The 26647-nt window shown below is 59.4% G+C and carries 25 protein-coding genes and 2 tRNA genes; 18 read left to right on the forward strand and 9 right to left on the reverse strand.

The genetic code is table 11. The annotated features are described in order from the left end of the window. Nucleotides 1–79: 79 nt before the first annotated feature. Together HMPREF2779_RS00810 and disA are read right to left on the reverse strand one after the other, a co-directional pair. A complete protein-coding gene (locus HMPREF2779_RS00810; protein ID WP_070633657.1) occupies nucleotides 80–319 on the reverse strand; it encodes a phosphoglycerol transferase in 240 nt (79 codons plus the stop codon). 100 nt (nucleotides 320–419) lie between these two features. Beyond that, nucleotides 420–1496: a DNA integrity scanning diadenylate cyclase DisA gene (gene disA / locus HMPREF2779_RS00815; RefSeq protein WP_012902785.1), complete on the reverse strand. Its 1077-nt coding sequence runs from the start codon at nucleotides 1494–1496 to the stop codon at nucleotides 420–422. 208 nt (nucleotides 1497–1704) lie between these two features. Between disA and HMPREF2779_RS00820 the strand changes: the two genes are divergently transcribed. Then, nucleotides 1705–3153 (forward strand): DNA repair protein RadA, encoded by a 1449-nt coding sequence (locus HMPREF2779_RS00820; protein WP_105360587.1) that lies wholly within the window; start codon nucleotides 1705–1707, stop codon nucleotides 3151–3153. Between the two features lie 130 nt (nucleotides 3154–3283). On the opposite strand, the gene HMPREF2779_RS00825 is transcribed toward HMPREF2779_RS00820, so the two are convergent. The 6 genes from HMPREF2779_RS00825 to HMPREF2779_RS00850 form a co-directional block, all read right to left on the reverse strand. Continuing rightward, nucleotides 3284–4612 (reverse strand): FUSC family protein, encoded by a 1329-nt coding sequence (locus tag HMPREF2779_RS00825; RefSeq protein ID WP_105360588.1) that lies wholly within the window; start codon nucleotides 4610–4612, stop codon nucleotides 3284–3286. Nucleotides 4613–4753: 141 nt separating this feature from the next. After that, complete coding sequence (locus HMPREF2779_RS00830; protein WP_105360589.1) at nucleotides 4754–6481, reverse strand: polysaccharide pyruvyl transferase family protein; 1728 nt, start codon at nucleotides 6479–6481, stop codon at nucleotides 4754–4756. A 2-nt stretch (nucleotides 6482–6483) separates the two neighbouring features. Further along, the gene (locus tag HMPREF2779_RS00835) at nucleotides 6484–7545 is read right to left on the reverse strand and encodes a glycosyltransferase family 2 protein (RefSeq protein ID WP_070685926.1); all 1062 of its coding nucleotides are present in this window, start codon (nucleotides 7543–7545) and stop codon (nucleotides 6484–6486) included. Nucleotides 7546–7687: 142 nt separating this feature from the next. Continuing rightward, nucleotides 7688–8722, reverse strand: a complete 1035-nt coding sequence (locus HMPREF2779_RS00840; protein ID WP_105360590.1) for an inorganic phosphate transporter — start codon at nucleotides 8720–8722, stop codon at nucleotides 7688–7690. After that, entirely contained in the window at nucleotides 8722–9339 is a 618-nt protein-coding gene (locus HMPREF2779_RS00845) for a hypothetical protein (protein WP_005504391.1), read from the reverse strand. The genes HMPREF2779_RS00840 and HMPREF2779_RS00845 overlap by 1 nt, the downstream gene beginning before the upstream one ends. A gap of 418 nt (nucleotides 9340–9757) precedes the next feature. Next, nucleotides 9758–10531 (reverse strand): histone acetyltransferase, encoded by a 774-nt coding sequence (locus HMPREF2779_RS00850; RefSeq protein WP_105360591.1) that lies wholly within the window; start codon nucleotides 10529–10531, stop codon nucleotides 9758–9760. Between the two features lie 88 nt (nucleotides 10532–10619). Here HMPREF2779_RS00850 and HMPREF2779_RS00855 point away from each other — a divergent pair. From HMPREF2779_RS00855 to HMPREF2779_RS00895, 11 genes are all read left to right on the forward strand, one after another. Then, nucleotides 10620–10692 (forward strand) — tRNA-Lys (locus tag HMPREF2779_RS00855). A gap of 169 nt (nucleotides 10693–10861) precedes the next feature. Beyond that, nucleotides 10862–11371 carry an asparaginase domain-containing protein gene (locus HMPREF2779_RS00860; protein ID WP_105360592.1) on the forward strand — a complete coding sequence of 170 codons (510 nt, stop codon included), beginning with the start codon at nucleotides 10862–10864 and terminating at the stop codon, nucleotides 11369–11371. A gap of 1 nt (nucleotide 11372) precedes the next feature. Continuing rightward, on the forward strand, nucleotides 11373–12092 hold the full coding sequence (locus HMPREF2779_RS00865; RefSeq protein ID WP_105360593.1) for an amino acid transporter: 720 nt from the start codon (nucleotides 11373–11375) through the stop codon (nucleotides 12090–12092). Nucleotides 12093–12295: 203 nt separating this feature from the next. Continuing rightward, nucleotides 12296–13099 (forward strand): organic solvent tolerance protein OstA, encoded by an 804-nt coding sequence (locus HMPREF2779_RS00870; RefSeq protein WP_070685936.1) that lies wholly within the window; start codon nucleotides 12296–12298, stop codon nucleotides 13097–13099. Between the two features lie 110 nt (nucleotides 13100–13209). Beyond that, nucleotides 13210–13803: a flagellar type III secretion system protein FlhB gene (locus tag HMPREF2779_RS00875; protein ID WP_005504401.1), complete on the forward strand. Its 594-nt coding sequence runs from the start codon at nucleotides 13210–13212 to the stop codon at nucleotides 13801–13803. Nucleotides 13804–14070: 267 nt separating this feature from the next. Then, nucleotides 14071–14964, forward strand: coding sequence for a hypothetical protein (locus tag HMPREF2779_RS09060; protein WP_233992169.1), 894 nt, complete (start codon nucleotides 14071–14073; stop codon nucleotides 14962–14964). Continuing rightward, nucleotides 14955–15434, forward strand: a complete 480-nt coding sequence (locus tag HMPREF2779_RS09065; RefSeq protein ID WP_233992170.1) for a hypothetical protein — start codon at nucleotides 14955–14957, stop codon at nucleotides 15432–15434. The genes HMPREF2779_RS09060 and HMPREF2779_RS09065 overlap by 10 nt, the downstream gene beginning before the upstream one ends. A 319-nt stretch (nucleotides 15435–15753) precedes the next feature. Then, nucleotides 15754–16194 carry a hypothetical protein gene (locus tag HMPREF2779_RS09070; protein WP_233992171.1) on the forward strand — a complete coding sequence of 147 codons (441 nt, stop codon included), beginning with the start codon at nucleotides 15754–15756 and terminating at the stop codon, nucleotides 16192–16194. After that, complete coding sequence (locus HMPREF2779_RS09075) at nucleotides 16194–16427, forward strand: hypothetical protein (RefSeq protein WP_233992172.1); 234 nt, start codon at nucleotides 16194–16196, stop codon at nucleotides 16425–16427. Before HMPREF2779_RS09070 ends, HMPREF2779_RS09075 begins: the two co-directional genes overlap by 1 nt. A gap of 325 nt (nucleotides 16428–16752) precedes the next feature. Further along, entirely contained in the window at nucleotides 16753–17403 is a 651-nt protein-coding gene (locus HMPREF2779_RS00890) for a hypothetical protein (RefSeq protein ID WP_070685939.1), read from the forward strand. A 134-nt stretch (nucleotides 17404–17537) separates the two neighbouring features. Next, the gene (locus HMPREF2779_RS00895) at nucleotides 17538–18155 is read left to right on the forward strand and encodes a hypothetical protein (protein ID WP_070685941.1); all 618 of its coding nucleotides are present in this window, start codon (nucleotides 17538–17540) and stop codon (nucleotides 18153–18155) included. A 132-nt stretch (nucleotides 18156–18287) separates the two neighbouring features. Here the strand turns inward: HMPREF2779_RS00895 and HMPREF2779_RS00900 are convergent, their stop codons facing one another. Next, a complete protein-coding gene (locus HMPREF2779_RS00900) occupies nucleotides 18288–18944 on the reverse strand; it encodes a DedA family protein (RefSeq protein WP_070507274.1) in 657 nt (218 codons plus the stop codon). A 337-nt stretch (nucleotides 18945–19281) separates the two neighbouring features. Between HMPREF2779_RS00900 and HMPREF2779_RS00905 the strand changes: the two genes are divergently transcribed. From HMPREF2779_RS00905 to HMPREF2779_RS00930, 6 genes are all read left to right on the forward strand, one after another. Then, a complete protein-coding gene (locus tag HMPREF2779_RS00905) occupies nucleotides 19282–21441 on the forward strand; it encodes a RecQ family ATP-dependent DNA helicase (protein ID WP_070685943.1) in 2160 nt (719 codons plus the stop codon). A 41-nt stretch (nucleotides 21442–21482) separates the two neighbouring features. Then, complete coding sequence (locus HMPREF2779_RS00910) at nucleotides 21483–22010, forward strand: nucleoside deaminase (protein WP_070685945.1); 528 nt, start codon at nucleotides 21483–21485, stop codon at nucleotides 22008–22010. 368 nt (nucleotides 22011–22378) lie between these two features. Next, nucleotides 22379–23044: a P-loop NTPase family protein gene (locus tag HMPREF2779_RS00915; protein WP_233992173.1), complete on the forward strand. Its 666-nt coding sequence runs from the start codon at nucleotides 22379–22381 to the stop codon at nucleotides 23042–23044. Between the two features lie 2 nt (nucleotides 23045–23046). Then, nucleotides 23047–25653 (forward strand): YhgE/Pip domain-containing protein, encoded by a 2607-nt coding sequence (locus tag HMPREF2779_RS00920; protein WP_070685949.1) that lies wholly within the window; start codon nucleotides 23047–23049, stop codon nucleotides 25651–25653. Nucleotides 25654–25733: 80 nt separating this feature from the next. Continuing rightward, nucleotides 25734–26354: a TetR/AcrR family transcriptional regulator gene (locus HMPREF2779_RS00925; protein ID WP_070685951.1), complete on the forward strand. Its 621-nt coding sequence runs from the start codon at nucleotides 25734–25736 to the stop codon at nucleotides 26352–26354. A 154-nt stretch (nucleotides 26355–26508) separates the two neighbouring features. After that, nucleotides 26509–26595, forward strand: a tRNA-Ser gene (locus tag HMPREF2779_RS00930). Nucleotides 26596–26647 lie beyond the last annotated feature (52 nt).

The following is a 26647-nucleotide window of genomic DNA, read 5'->3' on the forward strand; positions in this document are numbered from 1 at the left end:
ATTTTGTTGTCCAAGAAACGGGAGGCAGTTCAGATATTCTCCGGTGCGGGGGCTTTTTGTATAGGTCTATTGCGTGGCGCTATTTGGAGGCGCGCGGCTTGGCGAAGCGGCGCTCACCCAGGTACCCGAGCAGGCTTCCGAATGCGGTCCACTGTAGTGCCGCCAAAAGCAGGGTGGACAGGTCGGTCACCTCAAAGGAATTGGGGATGACCTTGAACCACAGCAGCGGCAGGTAAATTAGGAACAGAATGGGGGACGCCCACACGAAGAACGGGACGGGGTGCTTGGCCGACGGATACTTAGCTCGTGAGTACGACATTGTGACCTCCTTGGGGTGTCAAGGTGCGGAGAAAACTCCGCTGTCACTGCATCATAGCGCAAAAATATTCTCCGGGGGGGGGGGATTACGCGCCGCTGACTTAGAGATATTTCTCCAGGCTGCTCTCCGCCATGCGGGAGAGCTGCTCACGCACCGTGCGGGCACGAGCCTCACCCACACCGTCCACGGCGCGCAGGTCCTCAAGGGACGCCGCCATGAGAGCCTGCAGGCTACCAAAGCGCTCCACCAGACGCTCAGAAATAGCGTTCGGGATGCTCGGAATGCCGGCAAGCAGGCGGAAACCGCGAGGCTGCAGGGGTAGCTCCAGGTCGGGGTTCTCACCAAAGCCGACAGTGCGGGCAATCGTGCGCAGATCCACGATGTCCATATCGTCCAGGTTCTGCAGAGCCTCAACGCCGGCGGTAATCAGCTCGTCGTTCACCTCGGGCAGGTAGTCGCGCAGAATCAGGTCGCTGGCGGTCATCTCGGGGGCGCGCAGCTCCTCCAGCTGCAGGGCAATCAGGCGGCCGTGCACGCCGAGCTCCAGCACGTAGTGGCTGACCTCGCGGATAATGCGGTTCACCATCTCCATGCGCTGCAGGGTCATCGCCACGTCGCTCAGGGAAACGTTCGATTCAATCTCCTGGGCAGACAGGTTGGAGAGCACCGAACGCAGACGCTTCTTGTAGCTTTCAAGGGTCTGAATCGCCTGGTTTGCGCGAGCCATCAGGTACTGGCTGTCCTCAACCATGTAGCGGGTGCCGTCAACGTACACCGAAATCACGGACATCGATGCACTCACCGAAATCACCGGGAAACCGGTCTGAATTGCGGTGCGCTCGGCGGTGCGATGGCGGGTGCCGGACTCGTTCGTTTCAATGGAGGCGTCCGGCATGAGCTGCACGCCGGCGTGCAACAGGCGGGTGGCGTCGCGGTCGCAGATGATAGCGCCATCCATCTTCGCCAGCTCGCGCAGGCGGGTTGCCGAGAACTCAGTGTCGATATTGAAACCGCCCGACGACAGGGAGGATACGGTGCGGTCGGATCCGAGTACGATGAGTGCGCCCGTACGGCCACGCATGATGCGTTCCAGGCCCTCGCGGAGCTCGGTGCCGGGGGCGATTCGGGCGATAGTTTTAAGCAATAGGTCACTATAATTCATCTGCACGAAAACCATTGTACCCGTAAGGGTGGTTATTGAGCCAGGTCAGGGGCGGAACGGCGGGCTAAAGTGCCTCAAAAACGAACGGATATTCTCGATATTTATACGGGAGTGCACCGGGCTAAACTATCTGCGTTTAAGAGTAAAAATGCGTTCTGTGGCACCCCATTTCGCCGTGACCAAACACCGCGCGCCATATCGCCCCAGACCCTAAAATAGACCCATGACCGCGCGCACGAAAAACACCAAAACCGCACCCGCCTACCGCTGCACCGAATGCGGCTGGACCACCGCCAAATGGGTAGGCCGCTGCGGCGAATGCCAAACCTGGGGCACCGTTGAAGAAGCCGCCGGGGGCACCCGCGCGCGTACCCGCGCCGCATCCAGCGTGCAGAAACCCGCCCAGCCCATCGCAGAAGTCGACTCGCGCGTAGCCGCCTACATGAGCACCGGAAACCCCGAATTTGACCGCGTGCTCGGCGGCGGACTCGTACCCGGCGCGGTCATCCTCATGGCGGGCGAACCCGGCGTGGGTAAGTCCACCCTGCTGCTGGATGTTGCCGCCACCTTTGCGCGCGGCACCGCCGGAATCGCGGGGGAGAAGGGCGCGCAGAACAACCCGGCGCAGAATAGCGCACCCCAGCCGCCGCGCCCGGTGCTGTACATTACCGGCGAGGAATCCGCCGCGCAGGTTAAACTCCGTGCCGACCGCATCGGCGCCATCGCGGAAACCCTCTACCTGACCAGCGAAACTGACCTCGGCACCGCCCTAGCGCATATTGAGCAGGTCAACCCCTCCCTGCTGGTCATCGACTCGGTGCAGACCCTCGCCTCCGCGGAAGTTGAGGGTAGCGCCGGCGGTGTGACCCAGGTGCGTGAGGTTGCCGCCTCCGTGATTGCCGCGGCTAAGGAACGCAATATGTGCACCCTGCTCGTGGGTCACGTGACTAAGGAAGGCACCATCGCGGGCCCGCGCCTGCTTGAGCACCTGGTGGACGTGGTCTGCCAGTTCGAGGGCGATAAGCACTCGAATATCCGCATGCTACGCGCGATTAAGAACCGCTTCGGACCCACCGACGAGGTGGGCTGCTTCGACATGCACGAGGACGGCATCGCACCGGTGCTGGACCCCTCCGGCATGTTCGTCTCCAGTACCCCGCACCCGGTGGCGGGCACCTGCGTGACCGTCACGATGGAGGGCCGCCGACCCCTGCTCGCGGAGGTACAGGCGCTACTGGATCAGGCGGTGGCACCCGCCCCGCGCCGTACCGTTTCGGGCCTGGATTCGGCGCGTATTCAGATGCTGTTGGCGGTGCTGCAGCGCCGCGCCGGGCTGAACGTGGGCAAGCTCGACTGCTACGTCTCCACGGTGGGCGGGGCAAAAATTGCCGAGCCCGCCGCTGACCTGGCGTGCGTCATGGCCCTTGCCTCGGCGGCGCAAAATAAGCCGCTACCGCGCAAGCTCGCGGTCTTCGGCGAGGTCGGCCTGGCCGGTGAAGTGCGCGCCGTGCCGGGCATCCGCCAGCGCATTGCGGAGGTGGGCCGCCTGGGCTTCACGCACGTGCTGGTGCCCGCCTCCCCGACCGGTGTGGGGGACGTGCCCGAGGGCGTGACCGTGCGTGAGGTAACCACCCTGGGTGAGGCACTCGCGCTGCTCTTCCCGCAGAAGTAGCCGCCCGCGCATTAACAGCATAGAGATAGCGGAGGAGGGGGCTCCCGGCTGGCGTGAATGCCGGCCGGGAGCCCCTCCGCTGTATCTTGATGGTTGCCACTGACCCCACTAGAGCCCCGCTAGAACCCCGCTAGGAGGAGCGGCTCTCCTCCTCGTTCTCGTGCAACATGATGTTGATCGAGCGGGTGTTGAGCTTGTTCGTGCGGTGGGTGTTCACCGCGCTATCGGTCACGTCATCAACCACCATGGAGTCATCCATGTCAGCGTCAACAATCGGGATTGCCGAGGTACGCGGTGCATGTTTGGTGACCGCCTCACCCAGAGGCACCAGAACCGCCACGGCATCCTGGTGGGACATACCGGTTGCCTCCATAAAGTCCACCACAATCAGGCGGAGCATCAGCACGAGCGACTCGCCCTCAAAGGTCGCCACACCCATTGTGCGCGGCTCGAGGGTGCCGGCAAGCTTAATCATGTGCTCGCGTGCCTCCATCATGTAGTGCTCGCGTTCGCCCTCCGTCGGGGCGGACATGCCCAAGCCGAGGCTCTGCGCCGCCAGCGACAGCTCGGTCAGCGCGTCACTGAGTGAGAGCTGCGCGGCGGTGCGCAGTTGCACGTGGTGAATCGTGGACGCCATGCGGCGGTTGAGCACGCGGTCGTTACGAATCGCCAAATCCACCGCGGCGAGGGTCTTCGCCATGCGCGCCAGCTCGCCCTTGCTCTTGCGGCTATTCCAGGACAGCTCGCTCATGCCCTGCGCGGTAATCAGGTCACCGCGGCATGCATCGTAGAGCGGCTGCAGGGCGCGCGCATCGAGCAGGCTCTGGTACGCCTTGTTGTAATCGTAGTAGCGGATTGCCTCGGAGGAGAGCTGGAAAACCTTCGCGAACGCATCCATGAGAGCCTGCGCGCGGGCACGCGGGTTCTTACGCGGGTCGCGCGGCATCAGGTACATGGCGAGGAACGCGAAGGCGCCACCGACAATGCCGTCAAAACTGCGGGTGAACGCATCGTCAGGTACGGGCAGCAGCAACGTGAAACAGGCCTGGAAGCTGAGCTGAATCGTAAAAATAATGCCCTTATCAATAAATCGGGCAATAATCACGGTCAAGAAAAGCACCACTGCCGCCTGCCAGGTACCGTGACCGAGCAGGATCAGCAGAAGGTCGCCAATGAGAATGCCGAGGGTCACGCCGAAGGAAACCTCAAGGATTCGGCGGGAATGCTTAGCACCGCTTACATAGCCGAGGGATACGAGGGCAGCGACCGGCGCGAAAATGGGCTCGTGGTGGCCCAGGACGCGCTCAGCGAAAAGCCAAGCGCCCATAGACGCCGCAACAATCTGCACAGACTGAAAGAAGTCTGCTCGGACTCGGTGAATACCCTCACGGATGAACTGTCGGGTGTTCTGTTCAGTAGTGCGTAGAATGTCTGCGAATCGTGCCATGGGCACCATCATACCGGCGCATATGCGGTGCACAAGGGGGTAGGGGAGTGTTGGGTTGAAGTGTGAGAGACCCCGCGCCCCGGACCCCGCATAGCACTCTGGCTTGGGTGGTTTTTCGCGCGGAAACTTTAGCTCAAGGGCTCAGCCGCGAATCTAGCCGCGGAGGCGCCGCGCTACCTTCGCCAGCAGGCCCGGCTTCGTCTCGGCGGGCGCTTCAGAAGATGACTCAGGCTCAACGGTGACAGGATGCGTTTCTTCGGCGCCGTGTGCCCCGTGAATACCGTGCGCGCTGTACCCGCCGCCGATTGCGCGGGCACGCTCGAGCTGCCGACGGTGCTCAGCATCCCAGGAGTGCGCCCGGTCGGACATTGCCCACTCAAACCCAGCGGTGAGGGAGGTTTCGGTAAAGAGATCGCGTGCGGCGCGGACGGTCGCACCCAGCGGCTCGGGGAGAGCCGGGGTTTGCTCTGAGGCAGGGAAGGGTGCGGGGGCCGCACATTTCCCAGAGCCAAGAATCTGCGCGAGCAGGTAGGCACGCTCGGCTCGCAGAGCCTCCAGCAGCTCGGTGCGGCGTGCATCCGATGCCACCGCCGCATGCCGCAGGGCAGCGGTGACCATCAGCTCGGGAACGCCACCGGCGAGCATGCCCAACGGCAGGGTGAACTCGCCCAGCCCGTACTGACGCAGGGCACCGCCCACGCGCATCTGCGTGAAGGCGTCCGGCACGAGGGCGAGCACGGGAATACCCGCTGCGGCGGAGAATACCGCCGGGTGGTAGCGGCTGGTCAGGGTGAACGCCGCCGCCCGGTGCACGGTGATGCTCTGGTCGGCGTGCAGAATCGGCAGCAGGGTCGCCGGGGTGGAGGGGCTGAGCTGCTCGGCGATGCGCTGGTGCGTCTGAATATCGCCGCTTTCGGGGTTCTGCGGGTCGCCAAAATGGCTCAGGAACACGGAGGCGTAGCCGTGCTCGCGCCACATGTTATCGAGCAGACGCGCGAGCTGCTGCGCCTGCTGTTCGGTGCACTCGTTGACGGTCACGCACACGTAGCGTTCGGGCAGCTCATCCAGCGCCTGACCTGCGGAAACACCTTCCGCATAGTGCAGGGTACGCGCGGGGGAAGCCGGCAGGTAGTCGGTGGCATCGTCCACGCTCAGGCGCGCGTCAATACCCCGCTCACGGCACCAGGCGAGGGAAGAATGTTCGCGCACCGTCACCGAACGGGCGGTGCGCAGCATACGCTCCAGAACCTGCGCATCCTCAGGATTGAGCACCGGGCCCAGGGACTGGCCGGTCACGTACACGGGCACGCCCGCATGCTCGGCGGCACGCACCGCGGCGGCGCGTTCGTAGAGCAGCCAGCCGTAGCGGGAGTTGAGGTTGCCGCCGCCGGAGACCACGACCGCGTCCATGGTGGCGATAGCGTCCGCGAACTCCACCATGCGCTCAACGGTCTGCGCCAGCGGATGTAGCACCTCCGGCAGCGCCTGCACCTGCGGCAACGCCACCAGCTCGTTAGCGGAGGGGCGCTCCCGGTCGGCGTGCAGCTGCGCCAGGACGCACTCGAGCGCCGCGAGGGTCAGCTCGCGTTCAGCCGGCGCCCAGGGGAAGAGGAAAAACGGCAGGTACTCGTAGGGTACGCCCGCCTCATGATGTACCGCCGCGCCAATATAGCGCGCTGAATGGCCTACGTCGCGGGTCATGAGGGTGACCGCCGCGCCGCCTTCGGAAAGTGCCTCCGCGCTCGCAATGGTCATGGCTTCGTCGCCCACGTGGTAGGTGTGCTGGCCGATATCGCCGATGACGAGCACGCGCGGTGCTTCAGTAAAGTGCGGTGCTTCAGTAATAGGCAGTGCTGTAGAAGAATGATTGTTCTCCGTCATGGCTATGCGCCCTTCTCGCCGGTAGAACCATCCTCAGTACCGCGACGAGCCTGAGAACGCTGGCTGAGGGAACGCTTCGCCAAGGAACGCAACGCGCGGCCCGGGGTGCGCAGGTGCTTGAGAACCCGCAGACGCTCCTCAATACCCTGCTGACGGGCCTCGATACGTTCCAGGCGGCTCTCAATAGAGCGCAGAATGTCCAGGGATTCGCGGGTCAGATCGTGCCCGTCAATCACGCGGCGCTCCAGGTCAGCCGCCAAATGCGCCTGATACAGGTACGCACCCGGTCGGGCACCCGCCTGCAAATCCTCGCGGATAGCGCGGGCGCGCACCAGCGAATCGAAGCGGGCATGATCAGCCTGACGCTTCACGCTATTCGCCTCGGCACCCTCCGCGTCGGGGCGCAGTGACCAGTACGCCAGCGGCTCATCCACCAGCAGAATATCCGCAACGGATGCGGCACGCATGTTGAACTCCCAGTCGCCGACCACCGGCAGGGACTCGTCATAAAAACCGACCAGCTCGTGCAGGCTGCGGCGGTAGAGAATACCAATCGGCACGGCACGGTTCGTGCGGAAGAGGAACTGCAAACCCATGCCGGGCAGGCCGTCGTGGAAAATACGCTCCTCGTACACCTCGAACTCGCCGTCGGCGTTCTCACGTTCGTACCGCTCCACAACGCGGGTGGTGCACATGAGCGCGCCGCTCTCTTCTAGCGCCGCGACGGTGCGTTCCAGGAACTCGGGTGCCCACAGGTCGTCGTCATCGTGAATCGCCACGTATTCGGAGGTGGTCGCCGCCAAACCGGCGTTGGATGCCGCCTCCATGTTGCCGCCGACGGTGGTCAGCAGCTGCACGCGGCTGGAATCCTGCGCGTTAGAACCCAGCAAACCCAGCGGGGAAGCCTCAATGACGGCGCAGGTTGCCTGCTCGTCGCCTCCGTCGTTAATCACGCAGACCGTGTAGTCGGTGAAGGTCTGCTGCGCAATGTTCTCCAGGGCGCGACTCAAGAAGCGGGGGCGGTCCTTCGTGCGGACCAGAATAGCTACGGTAGGGGAAGACATAACCACAATCAGTCGAGGGCGAATGGGCCCGTGCCAGCCCAAGAACTCAACCCATTATGAAGGTGTGCACTGTTCAGACTCAACCCGCCGCCCGGCTAACCCGCGACAGTGGGCATGCACAGGCATGCACCGCCCCTAAAAACTAGCTGATGGACTGTAGCGCCACCATTGCCAGCACACCGAGCACAAAGCACGCCGGAATGGTTACCAGCCACACCAGAAGAATCTGCAGAACAATCCTGGACTTCAACGCGTTAAGACGCTGATTCACGCCCGCGCCGAGCGCCGATGCAGTCGCCAGGTGCGAGGAGGAGAACGGCACCTGCAGCAGGAAGTAGCCGAGCACCTGCACCACCGCGGTCGTGCCCTGAGCGACCGCGCCACGGAACGGGTCCAGGCGCACCATCTTGTAGGCGAAGGTGTAGCCGATGCGGCGGCCACCGGTCAGCGTACCGGCACCCAGGCTGAGGGCAATGATGATGGTGCCCAGCAGCATCCCGCCCCAGGTGAGGGACTGAATAAGCGCCGGATCCATGATGCGTTCGCTCAGCAGCGCCCACAGCAGCAGGTACAGGTAGCCGGTCTGCAGGCCGTGTAGTAGCGAAATCGCGGAGGCAGACACCGCCAGCACCTCGCGTGCATGCTGATTCACCAGGCGCGGGTTGTGGCCGACCACCAGCCGGTAGAACGGCACCACCATCAGCCAGGACAGCAGAAAAATGAGCGGCGGCAGGTAGAAGAGAGGCAGCAGGGTCGCCCCAAAAATATGCGGCAGGAAGGCGAGGGAACCGAAGCCTTCAACGGCGCTGTCATTCCTCGTCTGGGTCCACCAGCTCACACCGGCGAGGGCACCGACCAGCGCGTGAGTTGAGGAGGACGGCAACCGCAGAAACCAGGTGAGCACACCCCAAATAGCGCAGACGAGCAGCGCCGCAACGATGCCGTTCAGGCCGGTGGTACCCTCCGGGGCACTCACCCACGAGGCAGAATACTCACCGAGCAGCAGGAACGCACCGATTACACCGAGCACGTTGAAGAGCGCGGCAAGGTACAGGGCGGAGCGCTCGCCAAGGGCGCGGGTACGCACCGGAACAGCAACGGAGTTGGAGGCGTCGTGCACACCGGTGACGTAGACCGCGGCAATGAAGGCGCAGCAGGCTAGAAGACCCAGAAGCATTAGGATTCCTGAACGATAATGCGGCCGATCTCGGCAGACACATCACGCATAGCGTTGGAGGCAGCGGTCAGCTGCGCCAGGAAGGTGGCGTAGCGGCGGTACCGTTCGGGGGTGTAGCGTTCGGCAATGTACGCGTCGTATTCTTCGGCGGTGCGCAGCGCCTGGCGGGAGATACGCAGCATGTCCATCCAGTAGTTGTCGAGGCCGCGAATATCGGCAAGTTTGGGGATGACGGCGGCGGTCAGCACCGCCTGACGCTGAATAATGTCCAGGATTGAGGTGATGTGCGTGGCGAAGCCGTCAATGCTGTGCAGGGACAGCACGTGCGCGGCACTCGTAAGCTTCTCAACGGCGTTGGTGAGCTTGCGTGCCAGCGTGTACAGGTCTTCACGCGGAATCGGCGGGGAGAAGGAGCTGCGCACCTCGGTGAGGGTGCGGAACAGCAGGTTCGTGGAGTCCGCCTCGTGGGTGAGCATGCGTTCGAAGAGTTCGGGGTACTCCGCGACGGGGGAGCCGACCATTTCTGAGAGCAACGCGGCAGCCTCACCGACCTGCGCTGAAATTTCAGCGAGGGAGGCGAGGGATTCGTTGGCGTGGGGGAAAAGTCGGTGCAGCATAGTTCCCAGTCTAACCAGTATTGGGGGCTGCGGGTACGCATAGTCCGCGCGTATCTCACGAGCGCCCGACCTGCAAACGCTACTGTAACGACCAGTAAATGTTATAGCGCCGACCTGTTCACGGTTGCGCATGAGGGTTTTAAACAAAAAACGGTGGGGGTCGATTTCTCAACCCCCACCGGAACGTTTAGGGATGTCGGGTTGGGAGCGCCTCTCGGCGGAAGGCCGCTCGAAGCGGCTAAAGATTTGGAGCCCGGGGCTACCTATTAGCAACCCGACATCTTGTAATTATTATCCACCCGCACCCTGCGCAGAGTCAATCGGAAACAGGCTTTTCAAGCCTTTGCGGCCCAAAGTGGAACCTGTGCCAATTCGCGGCACGAACCTGCATTTTTAGGCGCTCAAACGTTGCAGAAGACTAGAATGCTTCGAGGTTGGTCTGCGATTTTTCCTGCGCAGAATCAGCCCCGGAACCCCCGTTAGCCTGCTGACCAGCCTCAACGGCGCGCAGCTGGGCGGCGACCGCCTCCAAATCGTGCGCAATCTGCTCCATCTGCTGAGCCTGACGCAGCAGGCGAGCACGACGCTCCACCGCCTCACGCTTCACCTCGTGGCTGCCCGGAACCGCACCATCCTGCCCGGCAGAGCGCGCATAATCGGTGCGAATACCCAACGCCACCACGTGCGCAAACGCGGCGCAACGTTCCATCGCAATATCCATATCGCCGGTGTACAGGCCCGCCAGAATCTCATCAATCGTGCGGACCACCTCGTCGGCACTCGGCGGGTCGGGAACACCCGCCACCACGTGCGAACGGTAATCCTCCGCCATGCCCAGCTCAAAAGCGCGGCTTACCCCGCGCGGCGAACGATGCACCACGTCCCGCAGCCAGTACATACGCCACAGCGCACCCGGCAGGGAGTGGGCGCTCGCGTGCGACCAGAGTTCGGCGAGGGTCTCAATACCGTAGTCGTCGGTGAAGCTGACGAGCCGTTCGGTCATCTGTTCGTCGGTGCCGCGTCCGCGTATCAGCAGGATTCGTGCGGAGGCGTGCGCCGCCTCTTCGCGTGCGGCGGGGTCCATGCCGCCTTCGTGGCGTTCAAATTTCTCGGCGGAGTAGAGGACGGGGCGGTGGTGGGTGCGGTGTCGGGCGCGCCCGGAGGCGCCGGTTGATGATGTGGGTGTAGACATAGGATTTCCCAGTGTACCGTTCATTGGCTTGGGGGCCGGTAGTGTATAGTATTTCTATCTGCACACTTTCAGTTTTGTGTGGATAGGAGCGCCTTTAGCTCAGTCGGTAGAGCTACGGACTTTTAATCCGCAGGTCGTGGGTTCGAGCCCCACAGGGCGCACTAGCCGACCCGTCGCCTCCCGCTTTGCGGGGGTCGGCGGGTTTTTGCGTCTTCACCCTCGTGTGCGGGGTTTTATCCCGTGTTGATTCTGTGTGGTGGGGCGTGTCCTGCCGGGTTGGTCTGGCAGTTTTTGATTCGTGTACGTTGACCCGAAAAGATGAGGAAACCCGTGAGCGTCACTATTAAGAACCCTGAAGAAATCACGATTCTTGCCACTGGCGGTACGATCGATAAGTTCTATTCGGTGGCGGGCACCATGGATATTGGTGAGCCTGCCGCTAAAGACCTGCTGGACCGCGTGATTACCGATATCCGTTTTGATATTCGCCCGCTGATTGGCAAGGATAGCCTGGACATGACCGATGAGGATCGTGCCGAGCTGACCGAGGTGCTGAACGCTGTCACTAACGACCAGGTGCTCATCACTCACGGTACCGACACCATGCCGGAGACTGCCCGCTACCTGGTGGAGCACGCCGACCTGGGCGATAAGGTTGTGGTGCTGACCGGTGCGATGCAGCCCGCCGTGATGGCTCGTTCGGATGCCGGTTTCAACCTGGGTGCCGCTATTGCCGCCCTGAACCTGCTGGAGCCGGGCGTGTACATCAGCATGAGCGGTCGTATTTTCCCTGCTGAGAGCGTGCGTAAGGACCGTTCTCGCGGCATTTTTGAGGGCTAAGATGGCTGATTCTTCTGCTCGTATGCTGCGGGGTGAACCAGTTTCTGCTACTGAGCTTGCGCCGGTGGAGGGCTCTTCAGATCTTGTGCCGCAGGAGCATATGTCGCAGGCGCAGCTCATGCAGCAGCAAGCGTTGGATGAGCTGGAGCAGCAGGCTGACGAGTTCTGGAATGTCACCAGTGATTACCTGCTTCCGGCTAAGAACCTGTACCTGGTGCGTGTGCTGCTGCTGGTCGTACCCTCGCTGATTACTGTTTATTACTTCATCCGCGTCACGCTTTTCCCGATTGGTGCGGTGCCGCTGGTCTATCTGGTGATGCATGTGTGGCTTGCCATGATTTACCGGGCGAACCGTTCGGTGAAGCTGGTGCTGCTGGCGAATGCGGCATCCGGGGTCGCGGCGGCCATAATGACAGCGTTCTTTGCCTATGCGCTTGTGACGGTGCAGGGCCCGCAGACGCTGCTGGACCGTGTGGGCGTGCTCTATACGGTGAGCCTGCTGACGGTCATGGCGTCGTTTGCGTTGGAGGTTCTGTTCTCGCTGTTCTATAGTTTGGCGGTTCGTAGGAGCTTGCGTTTGACGCGGCAGAAGCAACAATCGGAGCAGCAGGGCGCTGAAGAGCAGAAGGCAGAGGAACCAAAACCAGAAGAGCCGAATCCCGAGGCACCGAACGCTGAGGAGTTGAACACTGAGGCTTCGCGTGCTGCGGAGCAGAGCTAACGCGCACCGACGGGCGGGGATTTTCCTGCGCATCCGCGCCTCTGCCGGGTGATGCCTGACGGGGCGTTGACGGGGTGTTGACGGGGCGATAAGAGGCGGTGTGACACGCTCTCAGTGATGCCCAGCTACTGCTCAGATTCCCTTAAAGTCCGCGTGATACGGTAGAGACAGAAACACGACCAGCACCTGTCAGGAGGTCACCCATGGGCGCTACACATCTGAACACAGATGCTGCTTCATCCGCAGAACACCCGGATGAAGATATCAGTGTGCAGACTCGCTATCAGGCGCCTATCCGCCACGCGACTCCTGCCACGCCGGAGGTGTCCGTTCCGCTGAACGTGCCGCCGGTGGTGACTGGTTCGCATCCGGTTATTTCGGCGACTTCTACCGTCATCATTCAGGATGGTACGAACCCTCCGATTGTGGTGCGTACGCATCCGACGGGTCCTCTACCGCCGTTCCCGGGGCAGGGTCAGTTGCCCGCTTTTCTGCGTACTTACACCGCTGATGAGGTGAAGGAGCGCAAACAGAAGCTTAAGAAGAACCTCCTAGTCCGCGCGGTTATTTTGAGTATTTTGACCCTGGTCGAAGGGCTCATTATTTCTCAGTACACGCAGCCGTTGGCGATTTGCTTTGGTTTTGTGGCGGCGCTTTACCTGGTGGTTCAGATGTGGCCGCTGATGCGCCCTCCGAATGATTCGACGGACGCCTCCGTGTATAGCGTTTGGGCTATCTGCTCCCTGATCGGGTATGTTGCCGTGGGGCTGGTGCTTTCACCGATTACGTTCCTGCTGCTGATGCTCGACTGGGCTGGAGTTTCGATGGGGCTTGACCCCCTGCTGATACTTGTTGTCTTGGGCCTAGTCTGGTTGAGCGAGGTCGGTTTATCGTTGCTGACCATTTACCGCTTCAACAACTTGCGAATTGCGATGGCGAATCAGGCAGATTCTCCGTTGCTACCTGACAGTATTTCTGCGACGGTTGATCCGTCCACTTCTGCCTAGAGTTTTGAGGCGGTGCGGTAGACAAACGCCGCGCCGCCGCCCACACTCACATCACACACTCGCTCATACGTTTTCCGCACACTATCAGCCGATATCCGAAAGATTCAGCTATGTCCGCCGTCGAGTCCTCTCCGCCATCCGCTCCGAACACCACGCATCCTACGAAGCCCGCCACCCCCACTCTCGTGTCTGTGGCGGGTTGGGTTCTGCTTGTTATTGCTGTGGGCTGGCTGGCGCTGATTGCGTACACCGGCGTCTCCTATGCGACTACCCATTTGTCGCATTTTTCGACCTGGCGTGCCCAGTCGCTGGTGGATGCGCAGGCGTACTATCCGGTGCTTTTCCTGATGGTCAGCGCGTTCGGTAATGTGACCCTGCACGGCTTCTGCACGGTGGCGTATCTGCGTGGTTACCGGTGGGCGGCGTTGGTGCTGTCGGTGGCATTGGCGTTGGGCGTTTTGGCTTCTTTACTGATTATGCTGACTGTGGCGGCTCTTCTGGGCACGTTGAATGGTGCGCCGAGCCAGGATGTTGAGCTGCTGCTCAGTAGCGCTTCGCCGCTGTACACGCCGGTGTATATTGCGGGTCCGTACATGCTGGTGTGCGTGGTGGCGTTGGCGTTGGTGTGGTCGCGTCAGTCGCGTTCTTATATGGAGGCGCGCCGTGATTGGCGTGTGCGCCGCAGCGAGGATTACCTGATTTAGCCTCATTTCTTGACGCGGGCACTGCGATACACGGGTCTGCGGCTCACCGATAATTTTATTCACCCAACCACAGTTAGGATGACTCGTGCACCCTACTTCCGAACCTGCGCACGAATCCTCATCGCAGACTAGCCCCGGCGCCCCCAAGCGCACATATGATGAGCGGGCGGCATTTGAAGAGGCGAAAAGAAACCTTGGCATAGTTGGCGAGAGGGAGCAGGAATTTAACCGGGCCTGGAGCTTCTTGGTAAAGCCTATTCCATCGGTATGACGCTCATCCTGGTGTATTTCCTCCTGGATGCGTACCAGATTCTCGTTACTGCGGGTCGTAGTTTGAACATCGGCTCGTTCCTTAGCTATGCCCTGCCGAAGGTTCTGTCTGACGCCATCTTGGTGGTGCCGTTCCTCTGGATTGTTCTGGGGTGGGTCAAAGACGGGTACATTAATCCGCGCCGCCTGATGATGCTGTACCTGCCGCTGTGCTGTGTGAGCGGTGTGCTTTCTTTCGCCGGTGTTTTTGGTATGGCGCAGGTGCTTTTCCCTGCGTTTACTGCTCTGGATCCGGCATCGCATCCTGCCGCCGCTTCATCTATCGTGACGCAGGTTCTGGTTGCGGTCATTACGGCGGGTAGCGCTGTTCTGATGTTTCTTCTGACCCGCCCGGCTGTGGGTGTGGTTCCGAGCTTTGCGGTGATTCGGAAACAGATGAGGGCTATCGAGGAAAGCATGTCGGGTGCTGAGGACGAAGAAGAGTTGACTCGCGAGGATGTTCTTCGTCAGCTTGAGAAGGAAGAAGGCCCGGTCAAGGACTCTATCGAGCAGCTGTTGCGTGAGCTTTCTGCCGATTATGCGCTCTCGAATGATCCGGTGGAGAAGAACCGCCTGCTGGATGAGATACAGCAGGTTCAGCGCGCCCAGAAGGCGGGTGTAAAGCCCAATCTTGGCGGCGCCTCCGCTGGTAGGCGGGTAAGCCCCACGAGCAAGCACACGGGGGCGAGAAGGCTACTGCTGGCTCTACCGCGCCTGAGGTGGTGCTCCCGCCGCGCCCGAAGGCGCTGCGTGGCGTCATGTGGTGCGCTACAGCGATTATTATTCTGTCCGCAATCCAACGTATCTATGTATCTATCCATAACGAGGTGCCAGATCGCGTTATGGAAATGATGCCGGGCATCATCATTTCAGGCATATTCGCTACCTTCATCTTCTCTCTCATACCGATTTTCGTCCTCCGCCGATTGTGGAAGGGCCGTAGATGGGCGTACTTCCTCACCCTCTTCGGTAGCGCTTTTGCGGTTTTTGTTGGGGCGCTGAGTTTGCAATCTTTCATATCGGCTGATTATTTCTCCAGGCTGGCGGATGAATCGTTAACGTCACGACCCAGAGACTACGTAGTTTCCATCGTGGTGAGTGACATTATGGGAGCTTTTCTCACGGCTTTCTATCAGGTGATTGTTGTGTTGCTCTTGAGCCGTTCCACCAGGTCGTACGTGGCTGCTGCGCGGTTGACGCGGTTGAAGGCGCGCGAACAGGTGAACGCTGATGATGGCTGGGTCGTTTTCCATCAGGACGCAGAAACGTGTGCTCACCTGGACGAAGAGCAGACACGTCGGGAAGAGAAGGAAGCTAACTGACGGGCTGAAGAAGCGGCCGCGCAGCAGTACAAGACGACCCGCCGCACGGATGCACGGAGGAACTCCCGCAGCGAGCAACGCGGCTATAAGGATACTTCCGTGTACACCGAGGAAGGCTACCGCCTCAATTAGGATGGGATGCCCCTCTTCATGGGGAGACTCTTCTGCACCCGCCCCGCGCTATAGCGTGCGGGGCGCGAAGAAAAGAAAGAAACAAAGATGTCAGAACGCCCCCCCAAAGCAACCGCTAAATGATCCGGAGTACACGGTTCCCGAGTACACCGTGCTGCTACCCTCCGACGAGGCTAAAAACAGCACGGTGGAGAATAGCGAGCCCTGTGACAGCACCCCCGAGCACGCCAGCACCCCCGAGCACACCACTACCGACAATCGGGAGGCGACCGCCGGATACAACGCTACCGCCTCCGAACATGCGGGTTGGGTACGATCGAAGGCTCTGCGCAGCGCCAAGCGGTGCACCACCGTGATCATTATTCTGTCGCTTTTCAGCACTATCCAACTCTTCCTGTTCTACGGTAAACCGATTGCCGGTTTGGAGACGCTACCTGACCTTGTCGTGCGTATGCTGGGGTACCCTCTCCTCTTTGTTCTTATCCAGTTTTTCCTCTTCTGGATGACCTGGAAAGGGCACAGGTGGGCGCACATACTTATCCTCATGTACAGTGCCTACGAGGTCTTGAGTCGCATGTATTGGTTTGCGCAAGATTTCCTCGTGGACTCCCGCTATATCACCTGTTGATGGATGAGTTGCAGTCCTCCGACTCTGCAGATTTTGCGGTCGCTCTTCTCATCCATACCGCGATTGGTGTTTTCATTACTGTCCTCTACGTCCGGAATATTGTGTTGTTGACTCGTCCCTCTGCGTGGGCGTACACGACTACCAGCGGCAGCGCACCGAACAACCAGATGGTTGGTCAGAATCCGTCGGAACCTGACGTAAATTCCAATGAGGGTGGGAACCGCCTCAACTAGGGTGTTTGCCTCAAACGACGCCACTACCACCAAAAGGCTCAGGGCGTGAAAAGGGTGGGGATACCAAACGGCATCCCCACCCTTTCGCGTTAAATATCGAAATCTTCTAGCTGGTAAAACCCTTTGAGTTACCTAAAAGGTTCCATGCTTCGTATAAAAACTCTACAAGACTCGAAGAGCTTACCCTATACTGAAAAAGTATTATTCTCTCAGCTAACTACATCAAATAACTCTTTTAGGTATGTTTCAAGCAATTCTACCTAAATGAGTGGAATAATCACCGACTTACGCACCATCGTGCGAGCATGCGAGAGAAAGAACGACGATGTTTAACAATACTTCCGGTGCCTCCGCGGGCACACTGGCACCTCAGCCTAACGCCGCAGCATCGAACTTTGCGGCACCGAATTTTGCGGCACCCGCCGCAGCGGCGCCTCAGCTTCCGGTTCCTGCAGGTGCCCGCCCCGTGTATGGTGTTCCGGGTGTTCAGCGTGCTATCAATCTTCCGTCGCGCCCTATTGCCATCTGGGCGGTATCCCTATTCTTGATGCTGTACATGTCCACATATCCTCTACAGCCTCTTGTAGGTCTGGAATTTACGGGCGCTTACATGTTTGCAGGTATGACGATGGGGCTTACGATGGTTCTCCCTATTGTTCTTGGAGTAGTCTCTGCCTGGTACCTCAATGAGGGTTATGAGTGGGCGCGAGTGGTGATTATTATCGAGGGTGCGTTACGCATGATCCTAGATATTGTGTATGTAGTTCTCTGTGCTCACGTTTTCTTTGACAATGAATACGATTCGCAAATGCTTAGGGTGTTGTTCTTTGGCCCGTTTATGACTCTTGAAGTCTTGTGTGCAAAGCTCGCCTTTGATTTCATTAGCCGCATCGTGATTATTGTTCTTCTCTGCCAGCCGCAGGTGGGGCGGTACATCCATATGCGTGGAGACCTGCGACGTATGGGTGTGCGCTAAACATAACTAACCGGGGCGCAACCCCGCCCGCCTCTTGAGGCAGGTTTCATACGAGCCTGCCTGGAGATAGAACAATCACCTGAACAATCACCGACTCACGCATCAGCGTGGGGCACATACAAGAAAGAACGACGATGTTTAACAACGCTCCCAACTCTTCGGCTACTGGCCCGACATCTCAGCCTAATACCGCAGCACCGAACTTTCCGGCATCGAACTTTTCGGTTCCGGGCGCACCCGCTCCTTCATACAGCATGCCGGGCTCCTACGGACTCATTTACGTCCCTTCGCAGCCTGTTGCCCTGCGTGCGGCGATGGGCTGCGCAATCGCTGTGATGGTATTGAGCGCCCTATCATCCCTGTACGTGATGGCCTGGCGTGGTGTGGAAGTCGCTGGTCTTTCATGGATTGGCTTTACCGCTATCGGCGGGCTCGTCATCTGGCAGCTCTGGCAAGGAGCCCGCTGGGCGCACATACTGGTCATTGTTGACTGTGCGCTATACCTTGTCCTTAACCTATTGGGCTTGCTGTTGCTTCCTCTTTTGCGTCAGATTGGTGTACCCGTCCTAGAAGTGATTGGGCTAGCAGGCGCATACCACTATGGAGATCCTAATGTCTTCTTTGTGCTGGCTCTAGGCAGGACCGCACTTGATGTTGTCTTGCATATTGCCATCATTATTCTTCTGGCTCAACCGCAGGTATTGCAGTACTTCAAAGCTCACGCAGACCTTCGAAGCATAAGCGTAAAGTAACCTCGCGGAGGTGTAGCTGGCTTCCGGGGCATCACCTCCACCGGGTTTGAGAGAACGCAAAAGGGTGGGGATACCAAACGGTATCCCCACCTTTTCTCGTCCCCGGCTCAGCAGCCGAGAAGGACTCACGTATTACTCAGCAGATTCCTGCTTCGCCTTCGAACGGCCACGCAGGTATTCGATAATAACCGGCACCACAGAAACCGCCACAATAATCACAGCAATGTACTCAATGTTGTTGTGCACGAACGGGATACCGCCCAGCAGCACACCCGCCAGACCAATCGAACCAATCCACGCAACTGCGCCAACAACATTCCACAGGTGGAACTTCTTACGGTCGTACGAAGAAATACCAGCCGCAAGAGACACAAAAGTACGAACAATCGGTACGAAACGACCCAGAACCAGAGCCAAACTACCGCGCTTCTGAAAGAACTCCTCAGTAGTGTGCAGGTTCTTGGTGCTCAGAATCTTCGCGTCATCCTTGAAGATCTTACGGCCGTAACGGGCACCAATCTGGTAGCCAACCTCAGCGCCAGCAATAGCAACCAGCACCAGGACCGGGAACGCAACCCACAGGGACAGGCCCATCTGCTCATGCAGCATACCCAGAGCAAAAATCAGGGAGTCACCCGGCAGAACAGGGAAAAGAACACCGGACTCAATAAATACGATAATTGCCGAAACTACCAGAACCCAGGGGCCGGTATCGAGCAGGAACTGCTCAAGGTCGAGACCCAAGAGCGCAACCGGAAGATGCGCCAAAGCGGTGGCAAGAAAAGTCATAAAAAATCCTGAACTGTGAGTGGACCGCACGCACGGATCGGCGGCGGAGTAACACCAGCATAGAAAGCGTACCTATGGTGAACATTGTGCACAACTATGCGGAGGCTGTGTATTACTGGCACAATTCTACCGGCATTTACACCGGATGCACGGGTGAGCGAGGCGTAAATCTCCGCGCCCGCATGGCGAAACAACCCGAGGTGACGCGGTGCTCGCGTGCCTCCCCAAGAAATGACCATCCGCAGAGCCGGAGGATACGGGGTGTGACATGATGGAAAGAGAGCACGGCGCGTCGCGGCGTAGCGATTGACCCAACCACCCACCGTTGGAGAGAACCATGAACCCCGAACAGGCGGCTTCCAGCTCCGCCGATCTCCTGCATGCTGAAGCCCGTGAAGTGTTGCGCCGCCTCACCGGCGTCGCTAATGCCGAGTTCCACGACGGCCAGTACGAGGCGATTCGCGCCCTCGTAGCCGACCGCGCCCGCACCCTCGTCGTGCAGCGTACCGGCTGGGGTAAGTCCGCGGTCTACTTCATCTCTTCCCTGCTGTTGCGTGCCCGTGGTATGGGCCCGGCTCTTATCGTCTCCCCGCTGCTTTCCCTGATGCGTGATCAGGTCGAGGCGGCATCCCGCGCGGGAGTGCGCGCCGCCATGGTGAACTCCGCGAACGTCACCGAATGGGATGAAATCCGCACCCGCCTCGAAGCTAACGAGCTCGACGTACTCCTGGTGGGCCCCGAACGCCTCAATAACGCGGCGTTCCGCGAGCAGTGGCTGCCGTACCTGCTGCCGCGCCTGGGGCTACTCGTCATTGATGAGGCGCACTGTATTTCTGACTGGGGTCACGATTTCCGCCCCGACTACCGCCGTATTGGTTCGCTCATTAAGTCTCTGCCAGCGGGCGTGCCGGTGCTGGCGACTACAGCAACCGCGAATGACCGTGTTAGCCGCGATATCGCCGAACAGCTCAGCACCGATACGACCGCACCTGTACATGTGCTGCGCGGTCCGCTATCCCGCGAGTCCCTGCGCCTGGGCGTTCTGACTCTGCCCCATGAGGCGCAACGCATCGGATGGCTACTCATGCACCTGAACAGCCTGCCCGGTTCGGGCATTATCTACACGTTGACTGTCTCCGCGGCAGAAGATACCGCAAATGCTCTGCGCGCCAGCGGCCACGAGGTGCTCGCCTACACCGGCAAAACTGACCCGGATGAACGGCTGGTTGCAGAGCAGGCACTCAAGGAGAACCGGGTGAAGGCGCTTGTTGCGACGAGCGCCCTCGGTATGGGTTTTGATAAGCCTGATTTGGGTTTTGTTGTGCACCTGGGTGCGCCGTCGTCTGCGGTGAGCTACTACCAGCAGATTGGCCGAGCCGGACGAGGCGCCGTCAACGCTGATGTTCTGCTCCTGCCCGGTCGTGAAGACCGCGCCATTTGGGAGTATTTTGCGACCGCCTCCATGCCCAATGAGGAGCAGGCGCTGGCGGTGCTGGATGCCCTCGCCCAGTCCCCGGAGGGGTTGAGCATTACCGCGTTGGAGGCGCGCGTTCAGTTGCGCCGCTCCACCCTGGAGCTTCTGCTGAAGGTGCTGGACGTTGAGGGTGCCGCTGTGAAGGAAGGTAACTATTGGCGTCGAACCTCTTTGCCGTGGCAGTACGATAGCGCCCGTTATGCGGCGGTGGCGCAGGCGCGTGTGGCGGAGCAGAACGCCATGCTCGAGTATGAACGCACTAGTCAGTGCCGGATGCTTTTCTTGGCTCAGCAGCTTGATGATGCTTCCGCGACTGCTTGCGGCCGTTGCGATGTGTGTGCGGGTCCCTGGTACCCGGTTGAAGTTCCCGCTGAGGCTCAGCAGGCGGCACAGAGCAGCTTCAATACGGTGGGTGTGCCCCTGCAACCGCGCCGCATGTGGCCGAGCGGGCTGGATCAGCTGATGGGTGCGGATGCGCCGCGCGGTCGTTTGTCTAAGGACGAGCAGGCTGAAGCCGGTTACGCTTTGGCGCGTCTGAGCGACATGGGGTACGGTACTCGTCTGCGTGAGCTTCTGGCGACGAATGAACTGGGCGAGCCGGTTGATTCTGAGGTTCCTGCCGAGCTGGGTCGCGCCTGCGTGAAAGTGCTTGCCGCTTGGGAATGGTCTGAGGCGGGTCGTCCGGTGGCGGTGTTGACCCTGCCGTCGCCGGTGCGTCCTCGTTTGGCTCAGTCCCTTGGTAGGGGGCTTGCGTCGGTGGGTCGTCTGGTGGATTTGGGTCAGGTGTCACTGGTGGGGGAGCCGCGTTTCTTTGGCGGTAATAGCGCATTCCGCTGTGCGGATGTGCTGCGCTCGTACCGGGTGCCTGCAGAGGTTCTGGACTATGTGCGTGAGCATCGGTGCCCTGTTCTGCTGGTTTCTGATGTGGTGGATTCGCGGTGGGCGTTTACGGCTGTTGCGCGGGAGCTACGGCTGGCGGGTGCTTCTGCGGTGTATCCTTTCTCTTTGGCAGCCACCCACTAGTTGCGCCTATTAACGTTTATTTATTCCCCTGACGAGGTTGTATGTCATATTCGGAATATTCAAAATTGACGGTCACAGACGGTTCTTCCGCCGTGCTCAGCGATATTCCCGCTCGCCCCGAACACAGCGAGTGGATGGTCCGCGCCCTCGCCGAGGGTGCCGCCGCAGGTGAGCGTGGTGAGATCCCTATCGGTGCTGTGGTGGTGGACGAGCAGGGTGTCATTATTGGTTCGGCAGGCAATACCCGCGAGCGGGAGCATGACCCCAGTGCCCATGCGGAGGTGAATGCGATTCGTCAGGCGGCGTCGCATCGTGGTCAGTGGCGCCTGGACGGATGCACGCTCGTGGTGACGGTTGAGCCGTGCCTGATGTGCGCCGGCACGATCCTGGCCTCGCGCGTTTCGACGGTGGTTTTTGGTGCCTGGGAGGAGAAGACGGGGGCTGCTGGCAGTCGTTACGATGTACTGCGTGACGGCAGGGTTGCTCCGGTTCCCGAGGTGTATGCGGGGGTGCGTGCTGATGAGTGTGCGCAGCTGATGGTGGACTTCTTTAAGGAACGCCGCCCCTGACCTCACCTAGGCCCCACCCCTAAAGATGGTTTGTATAACGCGAAAAGCCGCGCAGAGATTGCGTGGCTTTTCGCGTTATTTGTACGAAAAACCCCATTTATTTGAAAAATACTTCAAAAATTTCAAAAATGACCCCTATTTTTTTATGAAAAGCCCACCACATCACACATAACCGGGTCTAACATATATAGGCATTGGAGCCTCCGCCTGCCTGCGCCTGACGTTCTACACCCTGCGTGGTGCCGCGGATGACTCCCAGAAACTCACCCGAACCATCCATTCTCTGAGGGGATCTAACCGTGTTAAGCGTTGACAATATTTGGGCAAAAGGGCGCCATACTCCGCTTTTTGACCGCACCACCTTCTCAGTGGGTGAGGGTGAAGTCATTATTGTTCAGGCGGATAGCCAGTTGGAGCGTACCTCTCTCGCGTTGGCGCTGACTGGTCGCCTTCCCCTGTCCAGCGGCACGATTAGCTGGAGCAAGGGCGATGATGAGCCTCGCCGTATTTCGATGAAGCGTCTGCGTGCTCTTAGCAGCGTGGTGGACTCTCCTGATGTGACCGCTCCTGAGCAGCATATGCGCGTGCATGATTACGTGTCGGAGATGCTCTCCTATAACTTGCCGATTTTTGGTCGTTCCCGTGCGAGCCGCTGGTTGGCCGAGCGCGGTCTTGATGAGCTGGACGGCCTGTGGATGGATGAGATTAGCGGCGAGATGAACATTGAGCTGATGGCTGCTTTGGCGCAGCATAGCCCCTCTGACTTGCTGGTTTTTGATACTCCTTCCCGCCACCTGAACCACACGTACATGTGGCTTCCGTACCTGGAGGAGCTTGCCGCCGATGAGGACCACCCGCGCACTGTGGTGGCTGTTGTTCCGCATATTTCTGAGTCCTGGCATGGTGCGCGTGCCGTGGTCGGTCGTGCCTCTGAGGAACAAGCCTCTGAGGAAAACGTGCCGGCTCCTGTTGAGGGCGAGATTGAACCCTCCAATGATTCCCCCGAACATGGCGAAAACGCTGAGAAGGAGTAAGAATGACTGTTCTGCGTGTTGCACTCGTTGAGCTGAAGCGCCTGACCAGCGGTGTTCTGCCGGTTCTGGTGCTGCTTGCGATGTCCTGCATTCCGCTGCTGTATGGCGCCCTGTATCTGTACGGTAACTGGGATGCTTACGGCAATGTGAATGGCATTGTGGGGGCCCTGGTGGTTGAAGATGAGGGCGCTGAGGATTCTGAAGGTAAGCAGGTGAACACCGGTGCGGACGTGAAGAAGAACCTTCTAGACGCTGGCACGTTTGATTGGCGTCAGGTGCAGACCCGTGCTGAGGCTGTTGAGGGCGTGGAGAACGGCACCTATGACTTTGCGATGGTGATTCCGAAGGATTTCTCCCGTAATTTGCAGAGTGCCGGTTCGTTCAAGCCTGATGCTGACGGCAAGACGGGCACTATTGATGCGCGTTCGGCGGGTATTGAGGTCATTACGAATGATGCCAATAACTATGTGCTGACGAATATTGTCACGAAGGCGGGCACTGCGGTGCGTGATTCGGTGGCGGAGAAGGTCGGTAATTCTACGGCGAATTCGCTGTTGGCTAGCTTCACGACGATTCATTCGAAGATGGGTGAGGCTGCTGATGGTGCGTCGAAGGTGAATAACGGCACGGTGAAGCTGGCGGATGCTATCACTCAGCTGAAGGACGGCACTGCCACGGTGAATGATGGTGCCGTGAAGCTGAAGGACGGCACTTCCTCCTTGGCTGATGGTCAGTCCCAGTTGTTGGATGGTCAGAAGCAGTTGGCGGAAGGCGCTGCGAAGCTTGCTGATGGTGTGTCGACTTTGGATTCGGGTGCCGAGAAGCTGGATTCTGGTGCTGCGAAGCTTGCCGATGGCGCTTCGAGTTTGAAGGATGGTTCGTCGACGTTGGCTTCGGCTGCGGCGTCTGCTTCTGATGGTGCGGCGAAGTTGAAGGACGGTTCGGCGACCCTGGCTGAGGGTACTGCGAGCTTGAAGAGTGGTTCGGCTTCGGTTGCGAAGGGCGCTAATGATTTGGCCTCTGGCATTCATCAGTTGCGTGCAGGTATGGATCAGGCGGGTATTCGTGAGTTGCCGGCTGAGCTGAACGCGATGTGCATGCGCCTGCATGAGACGGATACGTCTGCCGGTAGCGGCGATTTTGGTCGTGATCTGTCGAATACTGTGGTGTCTGCGAGTGCGCAGAAGGTGCGTGCTCAGGTGACTCCGCTGGTTGAGGCGGGTACATTGACTCAGGAACAGGCTGATCAGCTGGTGGCTGCTGTTGATTCTGAGGAGACGAAGAATGAGGTTGCTGAGCTGAATCAGAAGGCTCTGCAGTCTCATTTGGCGGCTCGTGATGCTGCCGCTGCTGATGCCCTGTCGAAGCTGAGCGCATTGAAGTCGAGCCATTGTATTTCTGATGGTTCGTCGTCGACTGCGGCGAAGATTCAGACTTTGGTGACTGGCGTGGATTCGCTGGATTCTGGTGCTTCGTCGCTGGCGAAGGGCGCTTCGTCGCTGGCTGAGGGTGCCGCTCGTGTGGATGCTGGCGCGTCCTCGTTGGCGTCGGGTTCGGCGAGCCTGGCTGATGGTAATTCTAAGATTGCTTCGGGTGCTTCGAGCCTTGCGAGTGGTTCTGCGACTCTGTCGGGTGGTGCTTCTGAGCTGAAGGAGGGTACCGGTTCTTTGAAGAGCGGTACCGCCGAGCTGAAGGATGGTAGCGGCACTTTGGCGCAGAAGGAGCAGTCTGCGGTTGAGGGCCAGCAGAAGCTGGCTGATGGCGCGGATAAGCTGAAGGATGGTGCGTCGCAGCTTTCTGACGGTACGGCGAAGCTGTCTGATGGTTCTTCGAAGCTGAATGATGGTGCTTCCGAGTTGAAGGATGGTACTTCGTCGCTGGAGAACGGTCTGGCTTCTGGCGCGAAGCAGGTTCCGAGCCTTGCGCCGACTGATCAGGCGAAGATTGCGGATACGATGTCGAACCCTGTGACTTTGTCGCAGGAGTCGCTGGCGTCGGCTCGTAACTATGGTGAGGGCATGGGCCCGTTCTTCATGTGCTTGGCGCTGTGGATTGGCGGCTTGATGCTGGTTCAGACGTTGCGTGTGATGAATAACCGTGCGTTGGCTTCGCATGCTCCGTCGATCCGCGTGATGCTCGGTAGCTGGATGCCGTTCGGCCTGGTGGGTATTGCTCAGGCGACTCTGATGTTCGCCGCGATTAAGTTTGGTTTGGGCTTTGAGATGGCTCATCCGTGGCTGGTGTGGCTGTTCCTCTGCTATGTGGCTTTGGTCTTTACCGGTTTCATTCATGGTTTGACGGTGATTTTGGGTGCGCCGGGCAAGCTTGTTGCTTTGGTCATTCTGATTCTGCAGCTGATTACTGCGGGTGGCACGATGCCGTATGAGACTTTGCCTGAGTCGATTCGTTGGATGCATGATTTCTTCCCGATGGGTTATGCGGTGGCGGGCACGCGTCGTTTGGCGTATGGCATTAATGAGTCGAGTCTGTGGGGCATCATGCTGGTTTTGACTTTGTGGGGTCTGGCTGGTCTGGTGTTGGGCTATATTGGCACGCGTCGTGATCGTACGTGGTCCCTGAAGAAGCTTGCGCCGGAGATTACTGTGTAACGAACCCTGTTTGGTCGCACCGGGGGAAAACTGTCTAATAAAATAGAGATATATCTGCAAAAAGGGAGGGAGGACTGCTGATGTTGCAGCGCCCAGTCGCTGAAGCTTCAAGTCGTCGTCCCGGCCGTACAGGTAGAACTCAGTTGAAGTTGTTCAACGCTGCTATGGAAATCATGACCCAAAAGGGGCTTGAGTACGCCACTGTTGAAGAGGTGGCTGCCCGGGCGGGTGTTTCTAAGGGAACCGTGTATTACAACTTCGGTTCTAAGAAGACCATGGTGGATCAGCTGGTTCAGTACGGCACGCAGTTGCTGCTGAGCGATGCGCGTCGCGCGGCGTCGGTTCATTCTGATCCGCGTGAGGCGTTGCGGAGCGCTGTTCGCGCCGCGTTCCAGTATCTTGAGGACCGTCCGGGTTTTACTCGGATGTGGCTTGCGGAGACGTGGAAGGGCGCGGATGGTTGGACCGAGGCGATGAGTGATAACCGTCTGAATCTTCTGGATTATTTGCAGGAGATGACGGAGGCTGTGGCTCGCCGCTATACGGTTGATACTGCTCAGAATCCTCGTGCGATTGCGATCTCTATGTTCGGAGCGATTTATATGCTTGCTATGGATCGTGAAGTGCATCAGGCGGAGCGCAATGCTGAGGATGCAACGCGTGCTGTCATGCTGGTTGTAGATGGGTATATCCGTCATTAGGCGGACCTGTTGGGTCTGTAGACCTAGCCGGGACTTCGGTGTCGGGTGTCGAAAAGGGCACGGTGAAAAGGGGCCGTGAAGAGGGCGACACCCGGCTGCCGCACGTGGTTTTTCTTGCTCTCTTGTTGGGGGTGTGCTATAGTTTTCCACTGTTGGTGGTGTGTCCGAGCGGCCGAAGGTGCATCACTCGAAATGATGTTTGGTGTAAAAGCCAACGGGGGTTCAAATCCCTCCACCACCGCACCAACGAAAACCCGTCGAGATTCGTCTCGGCGGGTTTTTGCATGCCTGGA

Origin of the sequence: Rothia sp. HMSC069C03, from assembly GCF_001811075.1 — a bacterium.
Lineage (GTDB): Bacteria > Actinomycetota > Actinomycetes > Actinomycetales > Micrococcaceae > Rothia > Rothia mucilaginosa.

Excerpts from the sequence above, each read along its gene's own strand:
- HMPREF2779_RS00810 (WP_070633657.1), bottom strand. The coding sequence starts at position 319 with ATGTCGTACTCACGAGCTAAGTATCCGTCGGCCAAGCACCCCGTCCCG.
- HMPREF2779_RS00830 (WP_105360589.1), bottom strand. The coding sequence starts at position 6,481 with ATGACGGAGAACAATCATTCTTCTACAGCACTGCCTATTACTGAAGCA.
- HMPREF2779_RS00890 (WP_070685939.1), top strand. The coding sequence starts at position 16,753 with ATGTTTAACAATACTTCCGGTGCCTCCGCGGGCACACTGGCACCTCAG.
- HMPREF2779_RS00825 (WP_105360588.1), bottom strand. The coding sequence starts at position 4,612 with ATGATGGTGCCCATGGCACGATTCGCAGACATTCTACGCACTACTGAA.
- HMPREF2779_RS00840 (WP_105360590.1), bottom strand. The coding sequence starts at position 8,722 with ATGCTTCTGGGTCTTCTAGCCTGCTGCGCCTTCATTGCCGCGGTCTAC.
- HMPREF2779_RS00865 (WP_105360593.1), top strand. The coding sequence starts at position 11,373 with ATGGCTGATTCTTCTGCTCGTATGCTGCGGGGTGAACCAGTTTCTGCT.
- HMPREF2779_RS00920 (WP_070685949.1), top strand. The coding sequence starts at position 23,047 with ATGACTGTTCTGCGTGTTGCACTCGTTGAGCTGAAGCGCCTGACCAGC.
- HMPREF2779_RS00900 (WP_070507274.1), bottom strand. The coding sequence starts at position 18,944 with ATGACTTTTCTTGCCACCGCTTTGGCGCATCTTCCGGTTGCGCTCTTG.
- HMPREF2779_RS00875 (WP_005504401.1), top strand. The coding sequence starts at position 13,210 with ATGTCCGCCGTCGAGTCCTCTCCGCCATCCGCTCCGAACACCACGCAT.
- HMPREF2779_RS00895 (WP_070685941.1), top strand. The coding sequence starts at position 17,538 with ATGTTTAACAACGCTCCCAACTCTTCGGCTACTGGCCCGACATCTCAG.
- HMPREF2779_RS00835 (WP_070685926.1), bottom strand. The coding sequence starts at position 7,545 with ATGTCTTCCCCTACCGTAGCTATTCTGGTCCGCACGAAGGACCGCCCC.
- HMPREF2779_RS09060 (WP_233992169.1), top strand. The coding sequence starts at position 14,071 with ATGACGCTCATCCTGGTGTATTTCCTCCTGGATGCGTACCAGATTCTC.
- HMPREF2779_RS00820 (WP_105360587.1), top strand. The coding sequence starts at position 1,705 with ATGACCGCGCGCACGAAAAACACCAAAACCGCACCCGCCTACCGCTGC.
- HMPREF2779_RS09065 (WP_233992170.1), top strand. The coding sequence starts at position 14,955 with ATGGAAATGATGCCGGGCATCATCATTTCAGGCATATTCGCTACCTTC.
- HMPREF2779_RS00845 (WP_005504391.1), bottom strand. The coding sequence starts at position 9,339 with ATGCTGCACCGACTTTTCCCCCACGCCAACGAATCCCTCGCCTCCCTC.
- disA (WP_012902785.1), bottom strand. The coding sequence starts at position 1,496 with ATGGTTTTCGTGCAGATGAATTATAGTGACCTATTGCTTAAAACTATC.
- HMPREF2779_RS00870 (WP_070685936.1), top strand. The coding sequence starts at position 12,296 with ATGGGCGCTACACATCTGAACACAGATGCTGCTTCATCCGCAGAACAC.
- HMPREF2779_RS00925 (WP_070685951.1), top strand. The coding sequence starts at position 25,734 with ATGTTGCAGCGCCCAGTCGCTGAAGCTTCAAGTCGTCGTCCCGGCCGT.
- HMPREF2779_RS00905 (WP_070685943.1), top strand. The coding sequence starts at position 19,282 with ATGAACCCCGAACAGGCGGCTTCCAGCTCCGCCGATCTCCTGCATGCT.
- HMPREF2779_RS09075 (WP_233992172.1), top strand. The coding sequence starts at position 16,194 with ATGGATGAGTTGCAGTCCTCCGACTCTGCAGATTTTGCGGTCGCTCTT.
- HMPREF2779_RS00850 (WP_105360591.1), bottom strand. The coding sequence starts at position 10,531 with ATGTCTACACCCACATCATCAACCGGCGCCTCCGGGCGCGCCCGACAC.
- HMPREF2779_RS00910 (WP_070685945.1), top strand. The coding sequence starts at position 21,483 with ATGTCATATTCGGAATATTCAAAATTGACGGTCACAGACGGTTCTTCC.